Consider the following 21,448-nt stretch of genomic DNA (forward strand, 5'->3'; position numbering starts at 1 on the left):
ATTGCCGGAAAATCCGCCCCAAATGCTGGGCCGGGCGGCGTGGATGCCCGATTTACGCCGGGGCGAAGGGGCGTTAGGAAATACCCGACCGATTGTGGTCCAAGTGGATGATCATCATGAAAAAGCCCCTGCGTATCGCGGCCTGCGCGGCCGTACTCGCCCTCCTGGCAGGCCCTGCGGCCGCCGAAGACCTCGTCTTCGAGCTAAGGAACGGCACCAATTCCACGCTCACCGCCTTCTACACCTCCCCGGTCGGCGAGGACCGGTGGGAAGAGGATGTGTTCGGCGACCAGGTACTCGAGCCCGGCGAGACGATCGAAGTCACCATCGCGGATGGCCGCGACGTCTGCGAATACGACATGCGCTTCGAGTTTTCGGAGGATTCCACCTTGGATACGACGACCGACACGCAGAACCTGTGCGAACTCGGCTCCTATACGATCCATGAATAGACGGCGCCGGGCCGTCGCCATCGAGGCATATGAAAAAGGCGGCCCGTGGCCGCCTTTTTCCGTCGATACTTACTGCTTCGGCTTCGCGTCGCCGCCTTCGGCAGGCTTGGCGCCGATCATCTGGTCGAGCTTGGTGCCGCTTTCGGTGCGCAGGTCGCGGTCGATGCCCGAAGCCCAGATTTCGGCAGCCTTCACGACTTCGCGCGTGGCGATCGGGCCGTCCGACAGCAGCTTCTTGCCGACGGCCGAGCCGTAGAAGTCGGCAATGGCCTTCAGCTCGTCCTGCGTGAAGGTCTTGGCGTAGATCGTCGCGGCTTCCTTCTCGAGGTCGGCACGGCGCGGCGCCAGCGCCAGCGCCTGTTCGTCGACCACGGCACTGATTTCCGGTTCGTGGTTCGGCGAGGCCTGCACGAGAGACGCCTTCACCCGGGCGGCAAGGCTCGGAAGGATATCGTCGAAGCGGCTCGTCGCGCCGATGGCGTCGATGGCGGCGCGGGCTGCCTTGATCTGCGCGTCCGTGACGTCCTGCGCCTTGACGGCGCCGGCAAAGCCAGCCGAAACGATGAGGGTCACCGCGAGGGTCCGGCCGAAACCAGCAAATTTGATCATGTCGGTCTGTGCTCCTGTCTATTCTTTCGCCGTCAGCGTGCGCGCACCAGCGGGTCCCGCGATGATGGCAAGCGACGCCATATTGATGAAGAGGCCGTGTTCGACGACGCCCGGTATGTCATTGAGATTGCTTGCGAGCGCATCTGCATCAGGAATGCGGCCAAAAGATGCGTCGAGAATGTAGTGTCCACCGTCCGTCATGAACGGGCCGTCGCCGGAGGTGCGCAGCGCGATCGGGCCGGAAAGGGAAAGGCGCGCGGCCATCTTCTCGATGGCGATGCGTGTTGCGGCGAGACCGAACGGATTGACCTCGATCGGCAGCTTGAAGGCGCCGAGCGTCTCGACGACCTTGCTCTCGTCGGCGATCACGATCATGCGTTGCGAGGCGCTGGCGACGATCTTCTCGCGCAGCAGCGCGCCGCCGCCGCCCTTGATGAGGCGCAGCCTGCCGTCCACCTCGTCGGCGCCGTCGATGGTGAGGTCGAGTTCCGGCAGTTCGTCGAGCGACTTCAGCGGCACGCCGAGTTCGACGCAGAGCCGCGCCGTGCGCTCGGAGGTGGGCACGCCCTCGACCCTGAGGCCGCCGGCCACCTTCTCGGCCAGGAGCCGCACGAATTCCTCGGCGGTCGAGCCGGTGCCGATGCCGAGGCGCATGCCGTCTTCTACATGGGCCAGCGCTGCCTCGGCGGCCTTGATCTTCATTTCACGGGCGTCCATGCCCAAAACTCCCTGAGCCGTTGCAAACCGGCGCGCGAAGCGGCCGAAATTCCGGTGAGACACTTACACGCCCCTGCCGGCAAACGAAAGCCAAAATCGCCGCCGCCCTGCGGCAGGAAAGCGGATTGCAAATGCCGCCCCGCCGTCGCATACCGGAAGCATCCTCCCTCTTTCCACCCGCAGGTTTTCATGTCCGCTCCTCTCGTAGTCTTTGATCTCGACGGCACCCTCATCGATACGGCACACGATCTCGTGGCGAGCCTCAACCACACGATCGGCCTCGAAGGGCTGGAGCCGGTCGGCTACGGCGACCTCACCTATCTCGTCGGCCACGGCGGCCAGGTGATGATCAAACGCGCCTTCGCGCTGCGCGGCCGCGAGATTTCCGACGAGGAGCTGCAGCGCATGCTCGCCGTCTTCGTCGAGCACTATGCGGACGCCATGCCCGGCGTCTCGGCGCCCTATCCCGGCCTCACCGACGCCATGGACCGTCTTGCCGGAACCGGCTACCGCCTCGCCGTCTGCACGAACAAGATGGAAGGGCTTGCCCGCCGCCTCGTCGACGGCCTCGGCCTCACGGCGCGCTTCGCCGCCATCACCGGCGGCGATACCTTCGCCGTGCGCAAGCCGGATGCCGAGCACCTGCTCGGTACCGTCCGCCTCGCCGGGGCCGACCCCAAGCGCACGGTGATGATCGGCGACAGCCTCAACGACATGCTCGTCGCCCGCAATGCCGGCGTCCCGTCGATCGGCGTGCCCTTCGGCTATTCGGACGTGCCGGTCGCCGAGCTCGAGCCGAACCACGTCATCGCCCATTTCGACGAACTGACGCCCGACCTCGTGGAGCGCCTCATCGCCCGCTAGAGCATCTCCGGCAAATGTGAAAATGCTGCAATGAAAAAGGGCACGCCTCCCGGGAGACGTGCCCTTTGATTTACCAGCCGGCTCGCAGGATCAGCCCTGGACCTGCCGTGCCGAACGCGTGGCGGCGAAGGCCTTGCGCATATAGTCGTCGCGGCCATAGACGTCGTCGAAATACTCGACCGCGCCGTTCTTGTTCGGCCAGGCGGTGAAATAGGTGATGTAGATCGGGATATCCGCCTTCACGCTCAGCGCCTTGTTGCGGCCGGCCGCGATCTCCTTGCCGACATCCGCCTCGCTGACGCCGAGCACGGCCGCCGCCATCTTGCGCGGTTCGGCAAGGCGCACGCAACCGTGGCTGAGCGCCCGCATGTCCTTCTTGAAGAAGCTCTTCGATGGCGTGTCGTGCATATAGATGGCGTGGCTGTTCGGGAAGAGGATCTTCAATTCGCCAAGCGCATTGTCGCCGCTCGGCGGCTGGCGCACGGAAACGCCGGCGGTCGAGCCGCTCCAGTTGACGGAGGACGACGGCACCGCCCGGCCGCCCACGGCGACCTCGTAGCCCATGCGGTCGAGATAGGACGGGTCGTTGCGCAGCTTCGGCAGCATCTCGTTGATGATGATCGACTGCGGCACGCCCCAATATGGGTTGACCTCGACGGTCTGGATGCGGTCCTCGAAGAAATAGGTCTGGTGCGACTTGGAGCCGACGACCGTGCGCATCGAGAACTTTTCCGCGCCGTCCTCGTAGTAATAGACCATGAAGGCCGGCTGGTTGATGAAGACATGGCGCGCGCCGAGATCGGCCGGCAGCCAGCGGGCCTGTTCCAGCGCGACTTCGAGCTTGGCGACCTTGTCGGCCACCGAATCGCCGCCGACGAGCTTGCGGATCGACGCCTTGCCGACGACGCCGTCCGGCTTCAGGCCGTTCTCCTTCTGGAAGGCTTCGACGAGCGCGACGAGTTCCGGCGTATAGTCCGGCGTGCCCGCATAGCTTGCGATGGTCACCGAATGATCGGTCTTCAGCGCATCCGAGCCGTGCTTGACGATGCCCTTGACGATATTGGCGAGTTCCGGGCTGCTCTGGCCCGGCTTCAGCAGCGTATTTTCGGCGATCACCACGCGGTCGTCGCCCTCGGTCTCGGCGCGCAGCCTGGCAAGCTCGGCCTTGAGCGCCTGGAAATCGGCATTGGCCGGCGAGCGGCTTTCGAGGTAGCCCTTCACGTTGCCGCTCAGCGCCACGTTCTTCAGGGCGGCGACGAGATTGACGTCCTTGCGCTTGAAGTCGTGATAGCCCGAAATCCGGTTCGGATCGATCCGGCCCCGCACCGCGTCCTGCACATAGGTCGCGACGGCCGACGAGAGGGCGATCTCGAAGGTCGCAAGCTCGTTGTAGCGCGCGTTCATGTCGGCGCTGTCGAAGCTGTCCGCGGGGATCTGCACCGCGTAGTCCCAGGGGTCGAGACCGACGGCCGCGGCATCTGCGAGCACCGCGATGGCAGCCTTGGCCTTCTCGCTGATGCCCGTGCCCTCGACCCAGACGAGCTTCTTGTGGTCGGCGTAGAACGTCTCGACCGCCTTGGCGGCATCCGGCGTGGTACGCACGTTGACCGAGGCGAAGGCCGCGCGAATGCCGGAATCGCCGGCCGGCACGATATCCGCGGAGATCGAGCTGGTTACGACGGGATCGGCCAGTTTATCGACGGCGACACGCTTCAGGGCATCGGCCTTGTAGGTATAGTAACGGGGGCCGGTGACGCGCGGCAGGGGCTTTGCTTCCTGCTTCACCGCGGCATTCGGCATCACCGCGCCGGTTTGCACGCCCGGAAGCTCCTCGCGCTTCGGCTCCTTCTTCTTGCCGCCGCGAATGAAATCCATCAGCGTAATGGCATTTGCGGGCGCGGCGTGCAGCGTGATGGTGGCGCAGGACAGAGCCAGCGCAGCGGCCAGCACGGCAGTCTTTGACAGCTTCATAAGTATTCCATTCCCCGAATGAACCGCACCTTGCGGTCTCTGGCGGCGCCCGAACCAGCAGGCCGGTAAGTTATAGGAAAGGATGGTGAATGAAAAGGAAACGCCCCTCCCCGCCGACCGTTCCACGCCTCACGAAACCGTTATGCCCGAACCTGCAAAACAGGACGGACGACACCCGGTAAAAATTTGAATTGACGCGGATTTTTTTGCCTGGAGCCGGTTATCCAAATGCTTCGGCAGAAAATCAGAAAAAATTTGTGCCGGCGGTTGTGATGGAAAAGGCACAGCGCCCGCAACGCCTTCGAGACCCCTTGCGCGACCATATCCGCCGCCTAATCGATTTTAACCGAAAGTCTCGTCCCACACCGCCAATCCGCCCTTGCAACCGGGTCTGAGATGGGCCAGAGATTTGCGCGATTTTTTCGCGCCAGCGCGGCCCTTCCCGAACGGCCCGCGCTCGCCCGGCCTGCCGCGCCCCATGCGGCGGCATCGCCGGCGGCAGGATGGAGCGCATGGGCTTTAAAGCGGGAAGCACAATGACATCGACGCGCACGGAAACGGATACATTCGGCCCCATCGAAGTGGATAACAGCCGCTATTGGGGCGCGCAGGCCCAGCGTTCGCTCGGCAACTTCAAGATCGGCTGGGAAAAGCAGCCGCTTTCGGTCGTGCGCGCCCTCGGCATCGTCAAGCAGGCCGCCGCCCGCGCCAACGTGGAGCTCGGCCGCCTCGACCCGAAGCTCGGCGAAGCGATCGTCGCCGCCGCGCAGGAAGTCATCGACGGCAAGCTCAACGACCATTTCCCGCTCGTCGTCTGGCAGACGGGCTCGGGCACCCAGTCCAACATGAACGCCAACGAGGTGATCTCCAACCGGGCCATCGAAATGCTCGGCGGCGTCATGGGCTCCAAGAAGCCGGTGCATCCGAACGACCACGTCAACATGAGCCAGTCGTCGAACGATACCTATCCGACGGCCATGCACATCGCCTGCGCCGAGCGCATCGTCCATGACCTGCTGCCGGCGCTCAAGCACCTGCACGCCGCGCTCGAAGCCAAGGTCAAGGCCTTCGACCACATTATCAAGATCGGCCGCACGCACACGCAGGACGCCACCCCGCTGACCCTCGGCCAGGAATTCTCCGGCTATGCCGCGCAGGTCGCCTCCTCGATCAAGCGCATCGAACTGACCCTGCCGGGCCTTTGCGAACTCGCCCAGGGCGGCACCGCCGTCGGCACCGGCCTCAACGCCCCGGTCGGCTTTGCGGAAAAGGTCGCCGATCAGATCGCGAAAATCACCGGCATCGCCTTCAAGACCGCACCGAACAAGTTCGAGGCGCTCGCCGCGCACGATTCCATGGTCTTCTCGCACGGCGCGATCAACGCGGCCGCCGCCGCCCTCTTCAAGATCGCCAACGATATCCGCTTCCTCGGCTCCGGTCCGCGCTCCGGTCTCGGCGAACTCTCCCTGCCGGAAAACGAGCCCGGCTCGTCCATCATGCCCGGCAAGGTCAACCCGACCCAGTGCGAAGCCCTCACCCAGGTCTGCGCCCAGGTCTTCGGCAACCATGCCTCGCTGACCTTCGCCGGCAGCCAGGGGCATTTCGAGCTCAATGTCTTCAACCCGCTGATGGCCTACAATTTCCTGCAGTCGGTCCAGCTCCTGTCGGATGCCGCGATCTCCTTCACCGACAATTGCGTCGTCGGCATCGAGGCTCGCGAGGACAACATCAAGGCGGCGCTCGACCGCTCGCTGATGCTCGTCACGGCGCTCGCCCCGAAGATCGGCTACGACAATGCCGCCAAGATCGCCAAGACCGCGCACAAGAACGGCACGACGCTCCGCGAAGAGGCCGTCGGCGGCGGTTACGTCACGAACGAGGAGTTCGACGAGGTTGTGCGCCCGGAAAAAATGATCATGCCGGGTTGAAGAAGTTTTTTTTAATATAACAAGCGAAAAGGCCGCAGATCATTGGATTTGCGGCCTTTTTTCTTTCCGCATTCCGTTACGGAATACACAAACGTTAATCTTTCCCAAAGCTTTTTCGCAGTATTTTACGGGATGGGAGCCAACCAGGGAAATCAGGAGCAGCCGCAATGAACACGGCAGTCGCGCAGAAGGTCCAGGTGCCCGATATCGCGGCACAGGTGACCTATGCCATGCGCATAATGGGCGTTTCTCCCATTCCGCGGAATTACGAGCTGTTCTACGAAGCCTATATCGGCTCGAACCCCAAGCTGACGCGGGAACTGGCCGCCCTCGGCACCAAGGCCTCGCAGGAGGAACTGGACGAGATCGGCGCCCGCTATTTCGGCCATCATCACGGCGAAACCGTCATCGACGGCGCGCATACGAGGATCGTCGGCGAGCTGGAAGGCATCCTCCGCCTCCTCAAGCAGGAACAGACCTCGCTCGAAAGCTATAACAGGCTGCTCGACGAAACCTTCGTGCGCATCAGCGGCAAGAGCGTCACCAGCGCCGAGATCATCCGCAGCGCCATCGGCGTCCTGACGGAAGCGACCGGCGACACCATCACCCAGGGCAAGGAGATGGTCGAGAACGTCACGCAGAAATCCATAGAGATGGAGAACGTCCGCAAGGAGCTGGACGAATACAAGCGTATCGCCAACACCGATTCGCTGACGCAGCTCTCCAACCGCCGCGCCTTCGACGACAAGCTCTCGGCGATCTACAATTCCTCCATGTCGCGCAACGTCACCGCGCTGGTCCTTGCCGATATCGACCATTTCAAGAAGATCAACGACACCTACGGCCACCCGGTCGGCGACAAGATCCTCGCCTCCGTCGCCAGCCTGATCCGCGCGAACGTGCGCAAGGACATCCTCGTCGCACGCACCGGCGGCGAGGAATTCGCGATGATCGTCGAGGGCAATACCGAGGAAGAGGCGATGGCGATCGCCGAGCGCATCCGCACCGCGCTCGAGCACACGCCGTTCAAGAATTCCAAGACCGGCGTCAACTACGGCCCGATCACCATCTCGCTCGGCTTCTGCATGGCCTCCTGGGCGGAAGGTCCCGGCGAACTCTACTCCAAGGCCGATATCGCGCTCTACTGCGCCAAGAACGGCGGGCGCAACCGCACCATGGCCTTCGAGGACGGCATGAAGAAGGACTTCACCAAGAGCTGGCTGATCTACCGCAAGTAGGACATCCGTTCCTGTTCCGAAACGGCGCCCTTCGCGGCGCCGTTTGCATTTCGGCAACGAAATTTTCTCCCCGGCCAAATCCGGCGGAACCGTGGCGGGACCTGAGCGTTTCCACGGCAAACGGAGGATCGTGCCATGCAGAACGGATTTCTCGAAATGACGATCATCGCAGTCCTGATGGTCAGCAGCCTCGTCTGGATCCAGCCCTTCTGAGGGTATACGGCCGGCGGGCGCCTGTTCCCGCCGGAACATCGCGGCGCACGCCGCCGTCCTACAACGTCCCCATCGGAACACGCCGGGCGGAACGCCCCGGCCTCAAGACAGGGGACAGGACATGAAAAAGCTCGCCATCGCGCTCATCGCCGGCCTTCTTTCCACCACGGGTATCGGCGCGGCCGCCGACAAGACGGTCGATCCGATCGAGGTCGCGTCGCTCTCCTCCGCCTCGCAGAAGACCGGCTGGCTGCAGGTGCTCTCCGGCGGCAAGCCTGTGAAGTCCAATGCGAAGATCGCCGCCGTCTCCCGCGCGCCCATCGCCCGCGAACTCGTCGCCTTCGACGAGGACGTCCCGTCCGGCACGATCATCGTCGACAATTCCGAGCGGCGCCTCTACCACGTGCTCGGTTCCGGCCTCGCCATGAAATATGCCGTCAGCGTCGGCCGCGAGGGCTTCATCTGGACCGGCACGGAAACGGTGACGCGCAAGACCGAATGGCCGACCTGGACGCCGCCGGAGGACATGCGCGCCCGCGAGGCGAAGAAGGGCAAGGTCCTGCCGGTCACCATGAAGGGCGGCCTCGACAATCCGCTCGGCTCGCGCGCCATCTATCTCGGCTCCACCATCTATCGCATCCACGGCACGAACCAGCCGTCCTCGCTCGGCAAGGCGCAGTCGTCCGGCTGCATCCGCATGGCGAACGAGGATGTCGAGCACCTCTATGCGCAGGTGACGCCCGGCACGACGGTCATCGTGCGCAATTGAGGAAGACCGGAACGATCAGCGGCAGGCCGATGCGCCTGCCGCTTTTGCTATTGCGATGAGTTCCGGGCGGTATTCGAAATGCATGGTGTCGTAGTGGTACCAGCGCCCGCCCCAGATGAAGCCGTGCCGCTCGAAAATCTCGACGATCTCCAGCGGATACCGGTTGGCATGGCGCGGTACCTTGCCCGGCTTGCCGCCGGACCAGACCCAGTAATCGGCGAATTTCGTGTTGAGGTCGATGGCCGCGCCGAAGCTGTGCACCGACATGTTCGGCGCGCCGGAGACCTTGCGCCAGTTGAAGGTGCCGGCGGAGGGCGCCAGGTAGCGCTTCAGCGCCGGCCTTTCGGCAAGCGCGTCCCGCACCTTTTCCAGCGCCGCCGCGGCGCCCTGCCGCTTGGTGACGCGCAATGTCGTGCCGAACCAGGCGACGGGAACGAGGTCGCCTTCCACCGCCTTCGCGGTCCGGCCGTAAAGCCGCATCATCAGCGCATCGCTGCGGATGCGGCCCGGGTCGAAATCGACCACCGGCTTCGCCTCGCAGGCGCCGAGCGGATAGACCTGCCGCAGGCTGTCCTCGATGTCCCCGCCGGCCAGCGCCGCCTGATGGTCCTTCGCCTTGCCGTCGGCGATCGCAAGCGGCTCGCCGCCGTCGCGCAGGAGAAGCATGTTGCCCTCGACGCCGGAAAGGCTCTCGGGATAGGCCTCCACGAGGAGCTTGAGGCGCGTGGCAAGGTCGGGCTCGGCCGCGCGCGCGGCCGGCATGGCCGCCGCCAGCGCGAGCGCGGCGGCGAACCAGCGCTTAATCGACGGAGATATTGATATAGTCGCCTCCCGCGCCGCGCCAGATTTCGACGGAGATGCGCACATCGCCGTTGAGGATGCGGCGCGCGGCGCTGCCCTCGATCCGGCCGCCGCGGATCATGCGCTCGGCAAGATCGCGGTTGCGGGCGGATGCAAAGAAGTTGTCGATATCGTCGCCAGGCTGGCGGATGCCGAAGCGGTGCACATTAGCGCGATCCTGCCGGATGACCTGCCAGGGCTGGGTCAGGCGCTCGTTGCTGGAATTGTAGAGATCGTCCTGCCCGATATAGGCGTCATAACTTTCCAGCAATTCGTCGGCATGGGCCGCACCCGTCGAAACCATCAATGTTGCAGCACAAGCCGCCGCGAAAATTCCTGTCCGCATTTCTCACTCCAAATCCGGCCGAAGCCCTTAGCAATGACAAGACGGGCGGGAGGGTCCGGATATTCGAGCCTTCCATCAGGCGGCAAGACGCCGCCGGTCCTCCGCCAGGAAATCGACGATGCGGTCGATCACCGGTTCGGCCGAGACGATGCGGCGATGGCCGAAGCCGTTCGCCCATTCGAGCGTCACGTTCGGCCCGGCGGCCGCATAGCGGCGGGCATGCAGCGCCGGCACCTCCTTGTCGTCCTCGGCATGGAGAACCAGCATGGGCGCTCCGAGCCGCCCTGCCCCGTTCGCCGCATCGAAGGCCGAAAGCGGCGCGCCGGCGATCCGTTCCACATGGCTCTCCAGTGCCGCCTGCGCCCGGGGGCCGAGCTTCAGCAGCCGGCCGAGATCCTTGAAAAGCCACATCATTTCGCTCGGCGAGCCGATGGTGACGAGCCGGCGCGGCCGGTGGGCGGGAACGGAGGGCACGAGGCCGCTTGCCGCGCAGGCAAGCGATGCGCCGCCGAAGGAATGGCCGCAGAAATAGTCGAAGCCGCCGAAGCGCTGCCAGGCCGCGTCGATCGCCCGGACGGCCATCGGCAGCGTCAGCGTGCGACCCCGCGAGGCGCCGTGGCCCGGCAGGTCGAGCGCGACGACCTCATGGCCCGCGGCGACCAGCCCCTCGGTAAGGGCGGCAAGATAGGCCGTGCGCGAGCCCCAGCCATGCACCACGAGGACGCGCCCCGCAAAGGCCTCGCAGGGGCGCGCGGCAAAGCGGTGCGCGACGGCGCTGCCGCCCTCGAAGGAAAGCGTGACGCGCTGCGCCTGCCGCATCCAGCCGCGCGAGCGGGCGAACAGCTCCTTCTCCTTCGCCGTGCCGGGGCGCCGGCGGGGCGTCGTCGCGAAGAGACGGAAGGCGGCGCGGCCCGCCGCATTAGGAGACACCGCGGCCACGCCCGAAAGCGCCAGCCGGATGACCTTCAAGCCAAAGGATGCCATAGTGGGAATCCATAAAATGTTCAATGCTGAACAATAAAGTACAACCATGAACGAAAATCAAGCCTTCCCCTGGGATCATCCACGCTTTCGCAGCTGGATCGGCGTGGCGCGCGCCTGCCAGCTCATGCAGCAGGCGATGACAAGGGCGATCGCGGACCTCGGCATCAAGACGCCGCATCTCGACATCCTGATCAATCTCTACCGCTTCGACGGCATTTCCCAGCAGGAGCTGGCTCGCAAGCTTCTGGTCGGCCGCTCGAACATGAGCATGCTGCTGCCGCAGCTCGAAAAGCGCGGCCTGATCGTCCGCCGGCCCGACACGAAGGACAAGCGCATCCTGCGCCTTTCGCTGACGGAAGCCGGCCGAGAACTCACCATGGAAGCCATGGCCATACAGACGGGAATGATCGAGAAGATCATGTCGCAGACGCCCGCCGACCGCTGCCTCCAGGTCGCCGAGGCGATGGAGGACATCATCCGCCTCCTCCAGACGATGGAGACGGACGAGGACGCAGAGGACTAGGGCCGATCGACATTCAGTTCAGGCTGAGCCGAAAATGGTGCTTTTCCGGGATCCGGAGCGCAGCGTACTTTCGGTACGTGAGCACCGGAAGCCCGGAAAAGTGCCGTTTGCAGGCCGGCATGGGCTGAATGGCGATCGGTCCTAGACGGCGGCGACGTCGTCCGCGCGGGTCGACCGCAGCGACAGGAACTCCCAGACGGCGACGCCGAACAGCACCGCGCCGGCCGCCATGAAGAGCTGGTAGGGTTCTACGACCGGCACGACCAGCGATAGCGCCAGCAGCGCGCCGATGCCGACGAGATGCGACAGCGGCGAGCGCCCGCGAATCGCCGCCTTGAACCAGATATTGCCGAGCAGGAAGACGACCGGCCCGCCGATGATGGCGCTCGCCGTCCTGAAATCGAGATGGCCGTGCGGATGGGCGAGCGCGAATTCCTCCGCCACCGCCGAAAGGATGATGCCGGCGACAATCGGGATATGGGCATAGGTGAAGGCCATGCGCGCGATGCGGCCAGGCGTTGCCGAATGCTCGATGAGATGCGCCGCCTCGCCATGGCCGAAGCGGAAGTAGATCCACCACATGGTCGCCGTCGAGACGAAGGCCGCGGCCAGCATGAAGATGGTGAAGCCGTCGAGCAGTTCCATGCCGGCAACCGTGCGGCCGGTCACGAGGATGGTCTCGCCGAGGCAGATGATGACGAAGAGCGCGCAACGCTCGGCCATGTGCTCGCCCGACACCTGCCAGTCGCTCACCGACGAACGCCCGAGGCCGGGCACGGCAAAGCCGAGCGCCGGCGAGACATATTCGACGCCGAGCGCGACCAGCCAGAGCGCCAGCCGCGCTTCATGTTCCACGAAAGCGCCGGCCAGCCAGAATACGGCGGAAAACACCGTCCAGGCGGTGATGCGGGTGAAGTTGCGGCTGTTCTCCGGCCAGTCCCGCCGCATCGCGAAGGCGGTGAAGGCCGAGCGACCGACCTGCATGGTGACATAGGTCAGCGCGAACAGCAGCCCGCCCTCGCCGAAGGCGGTGGGAATGGCGATGGAGAGCATCAGGCCGAGGAACATCAGCACGAAGAGCAGCACGCGCACCGGCGTCTTGTCCGGGTCGAGCCAGTTCGTCGCCCAGGTCGTGTAGATCCACACCCACCAGACCGCCAGCAACAGCATGCCCGCCTCGACGAGGCCGAGCGGCGAATAATGTGCGGCGAGCGTATGGGAAAGCTGGATGATCGTCAGCACGAAGACGAGATCGAAGAAGAGCTCGGCAAAGGCGACCTTGCCTTCCTGCGCGGTGCCGCGCGCCCGCAAGCTCGCGGAATGGGCGAAGCGTTCGTCATTCTGCGCCGTCATGGCGGGTTCCTCGGTTAGAGCTTTTCGAGACGACGGTCCGGCACCACCCAGAGCAGCGCGACGGCGGCGTAGATGAGGTGCGAGATCGTCGGAGAAACGAAGGCGAGCAGGATCGCGGCGAGATAGAAGAGAGGCGAAAAGCGCCCCTTGAAGTCGGTCCCGAGGGCGCGCTTTACACGCTCGGGATCGGGATGAACCGCAACGATTCGTATCTGCAGGATGGCATAGGCGATGGCCGACAGCAGGAGGATCGCGCCGTAGAGCGCCGTCGGCAGCGCCGCGGAGGGATTGTTGCCCATCCAGGCGGTGACAAAGGGAATGAGCGACATCCAGAAAAGCAGATGCATGTTCGCCCAGAGCACGCTGCCGCTGGCATTGTCACATACCGTCAGCAGGTGATGATGGTTGTTCCAGTAGATCCCCACATAGACGAAGCTCAGGATATAGCCGAGAAAGACCGGCATCAGCGGCAGCAGCGCCGCGAAGGTCGGTTCCTTCGGCACGGTGAGCTGCAGCACCATGATCGTGATGATGATGGCGATCACGCCATCGCTGAAGGCTTCCAGACGTCCCTTGTTCATGCGCGCTCCCTATCCGTTCTCATTAGAGATGCCGCATGTTGCGCTGAGTCGCTACAGAAGATTGCGTAACGTCAATTCGCCTCTTCCTCGGCGTGGCGCTGGCGCTCCTCTTCCGCCGCCGCCCGCACCCTGCCGGTGCGCGCAGCCACGATATCGGCGGGCTGGGCATTGCCGCGGATGAGCTGGCGGCCCGCATAGATGCCGCCGACCGTCTCGAGGGAGAAGCGCTCGCGGTCCGTGTCGCGGAATTCCTCGACCACCTCGCCCGCCAGTTCCTCGTCCTCGCCGAGCGCCTTCAGCGTCTCGCAGCTGAAGATCATGGCGGATTCGAAGGTCTCGCGGATCTGGAAGTCGACCCCCGCATGGACGAGGTCGATCGCGTGGCCGCGGTCATAGGCGCGGGCAAGCAGGGGCACGAGCGGGAACTCCTCCTTCACCACCTCGGCGATCTTCACCGCCGCCTCCTTGTCGTCGACGCAGATGAGGATCGCTTTCGCCGTCGCCGCGCCCGCCGCATGCAGGATGTCGATGCGCGAGCCGTCGCCGTAATAGACCTTGAAGCCGAATTCCGAGGCGTCGCGCACGAATTCCGCGTCCTTGTCGATCAGCGAGAGCGTATAGCCACGGGCAAGCAGCGGCTGGCTGACGATCTGGCCGAACCGGCCGAAGCCGATCATCAGCACCGTGCCCTCGACATTTTCCGGCAGCGTCAGCCCCTCGATGGAGGGTTGGCTTTTCGGCACCAGCCGGTCGTGCAGCATGACGAAGAGCGGCGTCAGCACCATGGAGATGATGATGGTCGCCGTCAGGATGGCGTTCTGCTCGCCGTTGAGGATGCCGGCGGAGACGGCGGCGGCATAGAGCACGAAGGCGAACTCGCCGCCCTGCGCCATCAGCACCGCCCGCTCCAGGCTTTCGCTGTGGCAGGTGCCGACGAGGCGCGCCACGACGTAGATCAGCACCGTCTTGGCAACCATGTAGCCGGCGACGCTCGCCACCACGAGCGTCCAGTTGGCGGCGATGACCGAAAGGTCAATCGCCATGCCGACGCCGAGGAAGAACAGGCCGAGCAGGATGCCGCGGAACGGCTCGATATCCGCCTCGAGCTGGTGGCGGAAGGACGATTCGGAAAGAAGCACGCCGGCAAGGAAGGCACCCATGGCCATGGAAAGGCCCGAGAGCTGCATGGCAAGCGCCGAGCCGAGCACCACGAGCAATGCCGCCGCCGTCATCACCTCGCGCGCACCGGATGCCGCCAGCACCCGGAAGAGCGGGTTCAAGAGGTACCGTCCGGCCAGCACCAGCGCGACGACCGCGCCGATGGCAATCGCGATCGACAGCCAGCGGTCGGATGCATCCGCCGCCGCTGCACCCGTGCCGAGCAGCGCGACGATGGCGAGCAACGGCACGATGGCAAGGTCCTCGAAGAGCAGGATCGCGATGATGCGCTGCCCCTTGAGCGTGGAAAGCGTGCCCCTCTCCTGCAGCATCTGCATGACGATGGCGGTGGATGTCAGCACGAAACCGGTGCCGGCGACGAAGGAGGGAATGAGCGGAAAGCCGAAGGCAAGCCCGATCCCGGTGAGTGCCGCCATGGCGCCGAGCACCTGGAACGTGCCGAGGCCGAAAATGTCCTTGCGCATGCCCCAGAGCCGCGAGGGCTGCATTTCAAGGCCGATGATGAAGAGGAACATCACGACGCCGAGCTCGGCGACATGGATGATCGCCTGCGGATCGGAGAAGAAGCCGAGGCCGAACGGGCCGATGGCAAGGCCCGCCGCCAGATAGCCGAGCACCGAGCCGAGGCCGATCTTCTTGAAGACCGGCACGGCGGCGACGCCCGCCGCCAGGAGCACGACAACCTGGGTGAGATCGTTTGCGTTCGTTTCTGCTGCCAAGGGCGTCTCCCGACGGGATTGGAATGGACGCTACCTTCGGCAGGCAGTCCAGGTTTATCGCGGCTTCTCGGAAATATCGCGGCTCATGCCCTTCTCCGCAAGCTCGCGCTCGTAATCGGCAAAGAGCCCGGCGCCCTTTTCCCCGAGTTCCCGGAGATAGGACCACGTATAGATGCCGGTATCGTGAAAGTCGTCGAAACCGATGCGGACGGCGTAATTGCCGGTCGGCGTCATGGAGATGATCGCGACATTGCGCTTGCCGGGCACCGTCACCTTCTGCCCCGGCCCGTGGCCCTGCACTTCCGCCGACGGCGAGAGCACGCGCAGGAGCTCGGCGGAGAGATCGAAGCTCGCGCCGTCGTTAAAGGTGACGACGAGGCGCTGGCGGTCCTTGGAGACGCGCAGCTCGGTCGGCCAGAGGTCGCTCATGCCTGATCCCTTTCCATTCGATTTCGCGAAGGACTATGCCGCAAGCCGGGGATGCGCAAGGCTGAAAATGCTGTCATAATCGCCGCATCGGCTTGACGGAGCGCGCCCCGCGCACGACATGTCGATAAAGGAGACGTGGTTTGAATTCGCATGCAGGACCCTGGAACGGCGCGAACGCGGTCGCGCAATCCGAAGCGCCGATGATCGACCCCTTCGGGCGGGCGATCACCTATCTGCGCGTATCGGTCACCGACCGCTGCGATTTCCGCTGCACCTACTGCATGGCGGAGAACATGACCTTCCTGCCGAAGAAGGATCTCCTCACGCTGGAAGAGCTGGAGCGGCTCTGTTCCGCCTTCATCGCCAAGGGCGTGCGTAAGCTGCGCCTGACCGGCGGCGAGCCGCTGGTGCGCAAGAACATCATGCATCTGGTGCGCGGGCTCGGCGCCCATGTCCATGCCGGCCGCCTCGACGAGCTGACGCTGACGACGAACGGCTCGCAGCTCGCAAGACATGCCGCCGAGCTTGCCGATTGCGGCGTGCGGCGCATCAACGTCTCGCTCGACACGCTCGACGCGGAAAAATTCAGGACCATCACCCGCTGGGGCGAGCTTTCCAAGGTCATCGAGGGCATCGACGCGGCGCAGGCCGCGGGCCTCAGGATCAAGATCAACGCCGTGGCGCTGAAGGACTTCAACGACCGCGAAATCCCCGACCTGATGCGCTGGGCGCACGGCCGCGGCATGGACCTCACCCTCATCGAGACCATGCCGATGGGCGAGATCGAGGAGGACCGCACGGACCGCTACCTGCCGCTCTCGCAAATGCGCGCCCGGCTCGCCGAGGAATTCACCCTCACCGAAAACGCCTACCGCACCGGCGGTCCGGCGCGCTACGTGACGGTCGAGGAGACCGGCGGCCGCCTCGGCTTCATCACGCCGATGACGCACAATTTCTGCGAAAGCTGCAACCGCGTCCGGCTCACCTGCACCGGCACGCTCTATATGTGCCTCGGCCAGAACGACGCGGCCGATCTTCGCCTGCCGCTGCGCGCCTCCGAGGACGACGCCCTGCTCTCGCAGGCGATCGACGAAGCGATCGGCCGCAAGCCGAAGGGCCACGATTTCATCATCGACCGCCGCAACCGCCCGGCCATCGCCCGTCACATGAGCGTCACCGGCGGCTGATCGCCGGAACGGAGGCTTGGTGAAACGTCTTCTAGCAGCCCTCCTCTGCACCGCCCTTCCCGCGCCCGGCGTCACCGCCGACCGCCCGGCCGGCATCGCCGCCGCCGAGGTCATCGCCAAAGCGGCTCTCGGCGAGAATTGCGACATGAACGGCATGGAGGAGGTTCCGATGGCCGGGCCCGAGGCGGAAGGCTTCGCCCATTCCGTCTACCGCTTCTCCTACAAGCCCGCCTACGACCCCGACGGCGAGGATGTTCAGGCCGAGCTCTACCTGCTCTTCTGCGGCTCCGGCGCCTACAATATCCGCAATGCCGTCGTGCTGAAGACGAGCAACGACGACACGCCGAAGCTCATCGCCTTCGCCATGCCCGACGTCGACTACAGCTATACGGACGACAACAGGAACAGGCTGAAAGCCGAGCCGACCGTGCGCGGTTTCCGCGCAACGCCGCTTCTGGTGAACGCCGGTTTCGACGAGAAGAGCCGGACCATCAACAGCCATACCGCATGGCGCGGCATCGGCGATGCCTGGGACAGCGGTGAATGGGCATTCCGCAGCGGCGATTTTGTGCTGACCCGCTTCGAGTTCGACCCCACTTATGGCGACCCTCTGCCGGACGTTCCGGAAAGCTATGTCGTCTACGAGGCGGGCAGGTAGGGCCGATGTGAAAACGGCCGGGCTTCCGCCCGGCCGCCTCCAATCGAAAGATTTTGCCCTCAGGCCGCGTGATACCGGCCGTAACCGTCGTCCTGCCGAAGGTCGAGGTCGCGGGTCTTGAAGTGGTCGATCTTCTCGTTGAGGGTCTGCACGCGCCGGCGCAGGCCGTGGATCTCGGCGGTATTCTCCTCCACCATCGCGGCGTTCTGCTGCGTGATGAGCTCGACCTGGTGCACCGCCTGGTTCACCTCGTTGATGCCTTCATACTGTGCGGCGGCGGCAGCCTCGATCTTGCCGACGAGCGTATGGATCGAGGAAATGTGCTCGTTGATGACGGTCAGCGCCTCGCCCGTCTCGGTGACGAGCGCGACGCCGTTGCGCACCTGCGCCGAGCTGTCGGAGATGAGGCCCTTGATCTCGCGGGCCGCACCCGCGCAGCGCTGGGCAAGCTCGCGCACCTCCTGCGCGACGACGGCGAAGCCGCGCCCCGCCTCGCCCGCCCGCGCGGCCTCGACGCCCGCATTGAGGGCGAGCAGGTTCGTCTGGAAGGCGATCTCGTCGATGACGCCGATGATCGTGCCGATCTTCTCCGAGGAACGGTTGATCTCGCCCATGGCGTCAACCGCCTTGGCCACGACCTCGCCGGAGCGCCGGGCATAGCTGTGCGTCTCGTCGACGGAAACGGCGGTCTGTTGCGCGCTTTCGGCGGTCGAGCGAACGATGTCGGTGAGCTGGCGGAGCGCCCGGGAGCTTTCCTCCAGCGCCGCCGCCTGCTGCTCTGTGCGGCGGGCGAGATCGTCGGCGGAGGCGGCAAGGTTGCCGGCGCCGCCGTTGATCTCCATCGTCGTCGCGCGAACGTCGGAAAGCGTGGCGCGCAGCGCCTCGACCGCATTGTTGTAGGTGCGGGCCATGGCGACATATTCGGCGGCCAGCGCCTCCGTCATGCTCTCCTCGAGATTGCCGGCGGCAAGCTGGCCGAGCACGTCGGACAGCGCCGTCAGCGCCTCGGTCTGCTCCGCCTCGATGCGGGCGCGCTCGCTGGCGCGGCGGGCCTCTTCCTCCGCGGTGAGTTGGCGCTGGGCTTCGGCCTCCTGCTCCAGCCGGATGTTCTCAAGCGCCGCATCGCGGAAGACGGCGACCGAGCGCACCATGTCGCCGATCTCGTCGCCGCGGTTGCGCCCGTCGATGCTGATATCGAGGTCGCCGCTGGCGAGCCGCGACATGGCCTCGGTGACGCGCTTCAGCGGCCCGCGCAGGGTTTCCACCAGCATCAGGCCGCCGATGATGGCGAGCAGCGTGCCCGCGACCATGGCGATGATGGAGACATTGGCCGATCGCTGGCTGTCCTTCTTGCCGGCTTCCTGCGCGCTGGAGACGAACTGCTCGAGCGTCTGGCTGGCATCGGCGACCGAGGCATAGGCGGCAACACGCGCCGCCTGCCACTTCTCGCCGACGGAGATGAGATCCTGCGTGCCCTTCTTGATCTTGGCGAGCGAGGGGGCGAGCTTTTCGGCAAGGTCGCGCAATGCGGCATTCTTCGCGCCGAGTTCGGCAAGCTTGCCGGCGCTTTCGGAAACCGCCTTCACGTCCACCAGCACGGCGTCGCGGCTCGCCTGGTCGAGCTTGCGGTGCAGCTCGCTGATATGCAGGCGGGTCTCGTCGATGCCCTTGAACGTATCGCCCATCAGCGCGATCAGCGTCTTCAGGAGGGCGATCTCGGCATCCATGCCGACGAAACGCTTGGCGGCGGTGTCGGAGTTCTTGCCGGCCTCCTTCACGAAATCCGCATCGAATTTCGAAAGCCGCGTCAGAACCGGCACGAATTTCGTCTTCTTCGTCTCGGCATCGTCGCCGGCGGCGAGGATTTCCTTGATGGCGGCGATCTCGACTTCGAGCGGCTTGATCTGCTCCAGCGCCTTGGCCGAGGCGATCGCCTTGGATTCGTCGAGCTGCTTGAGAAGCGGCGGCAGGTAGGTCTCGGCCGCCTTCACCTTGTCCTCGGCCTTCATCGCCAGCGCGACAGGCTTGCGGAACTTGCCGATGCGCTCGGCAAGGCCCTGGTAGGCGGCGGCGTCGAAGAGCAGCGCCTTGGCGAAGGCTTCCTTCTCGCCCGATTCGCCACGGATGACGCCGATCTGCTTTTCGGCGAATTCGCCATCGCGCGTCATGGCGGCAAGCGCGCCTTCGAGGTCAGCCGTCACGGCGTTGCGTTCCTGGTCGATGGCCCAGAGCGTCTCGCTCTGGCTGCGCATGGTCGCGGCAAGCGCGACGACGGAGGCGATCTTCGCCTTTTCCGCCGCGTCGGGCAGAAGCGCGTCGAGATCGTGGATGCCGGCCTCCTGCTCGTCGATCCGCGCGCCCAGCGCATCACGCGTTTCCTGGCCCGGCCGGTCGACGAAATCCTGAAGCCCGGTGCGCAGGTTCTGGAAATGCGACAGGCTGTTGATCGTCTCACGCGTCACGGTCATGTGGCCGTTGAGCGTGCTCGCGGTGAAATAGCCGACGAGGCCGATGCCCGCGATCAGGGCGACGAGAGGAATGACGAACAGCAGCACCTTCGTGACGATGCGACGCTGCTGCAGCAGGCGGTCGATGAATGACATGGATTCCCCAATATGTTCTTCTTATGAGAGCCAAGATTTCCCAGGGTGTCTCAAAGCCGAAGCGGCCGCTCGGCTCGTTGCCGAGCCCGGCCGTTCTCCTCGCTGTCAGGGCTTCGGCCGATCTTCCACCAGGCGGCGCGCCCTCACCCGTCGCATCATGCGATCACTTATCGGGATCACGCAACGATAGGTGGGGAAGCTTAATGAAACCCTTCGGCGGGAGGGCAGCAATTCAGGCGCAAGCCGCACGGAAACCGGACTTTGCATCCTCTTTTGCCGTTACCCCTGATTGTTCCGGTCGATAAGCTGCGCCATTCGGCCTATGAGAAGACGACAGAGGCTCGGAATCATCCGCATGAACACTTCCGGAAACGCACGGGGCGCGCTCTACATGGTCATCGCCATGGCGGCCTTCACCTGCAACGACGCCCTCGTCAAATCCGTCACCCATGTCATGAATACCGGCCAGATCCTCTTCGTGCGCGGGCTGATGACCAGCGCGCTGGTCCTCCTCATCGCATGGAGCATGGGCGCGCTCGGCTCCTGGCGGATCGTGTTGCAGCCGGCCCTGGCGCTGCGCCTTGCGGCGGAGATATTCGCCTCGCTCACCTATATCTCGGCTCTTGGCGCCATGCCGCTCGCCAATACGTCCGCCATCCTCCAGTCCCTGCCGCTCGCCGTCACGCTGGGCGCGGCGCTGTTCCTCGGCGAGACGGTCGGCTGGCGGCGCTGGCTTGCCATCGCCGCGGGCTTTGCCGGTGTGCTGGTCGTCATCCGGCCGGGCCCGGAGGGCTTTTCCATGGCGGCGATCTACGCCATCGGCTCGGTGGTCGGCGCCGCGGCGCGCGACCTCTCCACCCGCAGGATCCGCAGCGACGTGCCCTCGATCTTCATCAGCGCCGTGACGGCCGTCGCCATCACGCTGTTTGGCGGGGCGCTCGTCGTGCCGATGGGCGGCTGGCAGCCGATGCCGCCCGATGTCCTCGCGCGGCTGGCGGCGGCGAGTGTGCTGCTTCTCGTCGGCTACCAGACGATCGTCAGCGCCATGCGCGTCGGCGAGATCTCCTTCATCGCGCCCTTCCGCTATACCAGCCTCGTCTGGGCCATCGCCATCGGCTTCCTGTTCTTCGCCGAACTGCCCGACGCCTGGATGACGGTCGGCATTACGATCATCGTCGCCTCCGGCCTCTACACCTTCTATCGCGAAAACCGGCGGCGGTCCGAGGCGGCCGAAACGCAGATCCCCGTGGCATCCTGAACACTTGCGGGCAAAGCCCGCAGGGCC

At 65.0% G+C, this 21,448-nt stretch carries 20 protein-coding genes; 9 read left to right on the forward strand and 11 right to left on the reverse strand.

Annotated features, from left to right (window positions below; all coding sequences use genetic code 11):
- Positions 1-116 precede the first annotated feature (116 nt).
- Positions 117-452, forward strand: a complete 336-nt coding sequence (locus ACZ48C_RS08505; RefSeq protein WP_464782736.1) for a hypothetical protein — start codon at positions 117-119, stop codon at positions 450-452.
- Positions 453-521: 69 nt separating this feature from the next.
- On the opposite strand, the gene ACZ48C_RS08510 is transcribed toward ACZ48C_RS08505, so the two are convergent.
- Together ACZ48C_RS08510 and rpiA are read right to left on the reverse strand one after the other, a co-directional pair.
- Positions 522-1,061, reverse strand: a complete 540-nt coding sequence (locus ACZ48C_RS08510) for a DUF2059 domain-containing protein (RefSeq protein ID WP_318912133.1) — start codon at positions 1,059-1,061, stop codon at positions 522-524.
- 18 nt (positions 1,062-1,079) lie between these two features.
- A complete protein-coding gene (gene rpiA, locus ACZ48C_RS08515; protein ID WP_424548715.1) occupies positions 1,080-1,778 on the reverse strand; it encodes a ribose-5-phosphate isomerase RpiA in 699 nt (232 codons plus the stop codon).
- Positions 1,779-1,967: 189 nt separating this feature from the next.
- On the opposite strand from rpiA, the gene ACZ48C_RS08520 reads away from it, so the two are divergent.
- Positions 1,968-2,642, forward strand: a complete 675-nt coding sequence (locus ACZ48C_RS08520; RefSeq protein ID WP_464782737.1) for an HAD family hydrolase — start codon at positions 1,968-1,970, stop codon at positions 2,640-2,642.
- Between the two features lie 90 nt (positions 2,643-2,732).
- On the opposite strand, the gene ACZ48C_RS08525 is transcribed toward ACZ48C_RS08520, so the two are convergent.
- Positions 2,733-4,613, reverse strand: a complete 1,881-nt coding sequence (locus ACZ48C_RS08525) for a L,D-transpeptidase family protein (protein WP_464782738.1) — start codon at positions 4,611-4,613, stop codon at positions 2,733-2,735.
- Between the two features lie 503 nt (positions 4,614-5,116).
- Between ACZ48C_RS08525 and fumC the strand changes: the two genes are divergently transcribed.
- From fumC to ACZ48C_RS08540, 3 genes are all read left to right on the forward strand, one after another.
- Positions 5,117-6,541, forward strand: coding sequence for a class II fumarate hydratase (fumC, locus tag ACZ48C_RS08530; protein ID WP_119256190.1), 1,425 nt, complete (start codon positions 5,117-5,119; stop codon positions 6,539-6,541).
- A 167-nt stretch (positions 6,542-6,708) separates the two neighbouring features.
- A complete protein-coding gene (locus ACZ48C_RS08535; protein WP_424548712.1) occupies positions 6,709-7,779 on the forward strand; it encodes a GGDEF domain-containing protein in 1,071 nt (356 codons plus the stop codon).
- A gap of 334 nt (positions 7,780-8,113) precedes the next feature.
- Positions 8,114-8,761, forward strand: coding sequence for a L,D-transpeptidase (locus tag ACZ48C_RS08540; protein ID WP_464782739.1), 648 nt, complete (start codon positions 8,114-8,116; stop codon positions 8,759-8,761).
- Positions 8,762-8,776: 15 nt separating this feature from the next.
- Here the strand turns inward: ACZ48C_RS08540 and ACZ48C_RS08545 are convergent, their stop codons facing one another.
- The 3 genes from ACZ48C_RS08545 to ACZ48C_RS08555 all read right to left on the reverse strand — a co-directional run bounded on the left by ACZ48C_RS08545 (position 8,777) and on the right by ACZ48C_RS08555 (position 10,931).
- Positions 8,777-9,523, reverse strand: coding sequence for a M15 family metallopeptidase (locus ACZ48C_RS08545; protein WP_464782740.1), 747 nt, complete (start codon positions 9,521-9,523; stop codon positions 8,777-8,779).
- 37 nt (positions 9,524-9,560) lie between these two features.
- On the reverse strand, positions 9,561-9,905 hold the full coding sequence (locus tag ACZ48C_RS08550; protein ID WP_464782741.1) for a hypothetical protein: 345 nt from the start codon (positions 9,903-9,905) through the stop codon (positions 9,561-9,563).
- Positions 9,906-10,022: 117 nt separating this feature from the next.
- On the reverse strand, positions 10,023-10,931 hold the full coding sequence (locus ACZ48C_RS08555) for an alpha/beta hydrolase (RefSeq protein WP_318912146.1): 909 nt from the start codon (positions 10,929-10,931) through the stop codon (positions 10,023-10,025).
- A 46-nt stretch (positions 10,932-10,977) separates the two neighbouring features.
- Here ACZ48C_RS08555 and ACZ48C_RS08560 point away from each other — a divergent pair, with 46 nt between their 5' ends.
- The gene (locus ACZ48C_RS08560) at positions 10,978-11,454 is read left to right on the forward strand and encodes a MarR family winged helix-turn-helix transcriptional regulator (protein WP_313192959.1); all 477 of its coding nucleotides are present in this window, start codon (positions 10,978-10,980) and stop codon (positions 11,452-11,454) included.
- Between the two features lie 141 nt (positions 11,455-11,595).
- Here the strand turns inward: ACZ48C_RS08560 and ACZ48C_RS08565 are convergent, their stop codons facing one another.
- The 4 genes from ACZ48C_RS08565 to ACZ48C_RS08580 form a co-directional block, all read right to left on the reverse strand.
- Entirely contained in the window at positions 11,596-12,807 is a 1,212-nt protein-coding gene (locus ACZ48C_RS08565; protein ID WP_424548707.1) for a low temperature requirement protein A, read from the reverse strand.
- A gap of 14 nt (positions 12,808-12,821) precedes the next feature.
- Positions 12,822-13,388 (reverse strand): TMEM175 family protein, encoded by a 567-nt coding sequence (locus tag ACZ48C_RS08570; RefSeq protein WP_119256182.1) that lies wholly within the window; start codon positions 13,386-13,388, stop codon positions 12,822-12,824.
- A gap of 71 nt (positions 13,389-13,459) precedes the next feature.
- The gene (locus ACZ48C_RS08575) at positions 13,460-15,286 is read right to left on the reverse strand and encodes a monovalent cation:proton antiporter-2 (CPA2) family protein (protein ID WP_464782742.1); all 1,827 of its coding nucleotides are present in this window, start codon (positions 15,284-15,286) and stop codon (positions 13,460-13,462) included.
- A gap of 54 nt (positions 15,287-15,340) precedes the next feature.
- Positions 15,341-15,715, reverse strand: a complete 375-nt coding sequence (locus tag ACZ48C_RS08580; protein WP_318912151.1) for a gamma-butyrobetaine hydroxylase family protein — start codon at positions 15,713-15,715, stop codon at positions 15,341-15,343.
- A 200-nt stretch (positions 15,716-15,915) separates the two neighbouring features.
- On the opposite strand from ACZ48C_RS08580, the gene moaA reads away from it, so the two are divergent.
- Both moaA and ACZ48C_RS08590 read left to right on the forward strand, forming a co-directional pair.
- Positions 15,916-16,902: a GTP 3',8-cyclase MoaA gene (gene moaA, locus ACZ48C_RS08585; protein ID WP_464782795.1), complete on the forward strand. Its 987-nt coding sequence runs from the start codon at positions 15,916-15,918 to the stop codon at positions 16,900-16,902.
- Between the two features lie 19 nt (positions 16,903-16,921).
- Positions 16,922-17,560, forward strand: a complete 639-nt coding sequence (locus ACZ48C_RS08590) for a DUF1176 domain-containing protein (RefSeq protein ID WP_464782743.1) — start codon at positions 16,922-16,924, stop codon at positions 17,558-17,560.
- Between the two features lie 59 nt (positions 17,561-17,619).
- Here ACZ48C_RS08590 and ACZ48C_RS08595 read toward each other — a convergent pair whose 3' ends face one another.
- Positions 17,620-20,163, reverse strand: a complete 2,544-nt coding sequence (locus tag ACZ48C_RS08595) for a methyl-accepting chemotaxis protein (RefSeq protein WP_464782744.1) — start codon at positions 20,161-20,163, stop codon at positions 17,620-17,622.
- A 355-nt stretch (positions 20,164-20,518) separates the two neighbouring features.
- On the opposite strand from ACZ48C_RS08595, the gene ACZ48C_RS08600 reads away from it, so the two are divergent.
- A complete protein-coding gene (locus ACZ48C_RS08600; RefSeq protein ID WP_464782745.1) occupies positions 20,519-21,421 on the forward strand; it encodes a DMT family transporter in 903 nt (300 codons plus the stop codon).
- Positions 21,422-21,448 lie beyond the last annotated feature (27 nt).

Source organism: Shinella sp. 1A1, assembly GCF_055379515.1.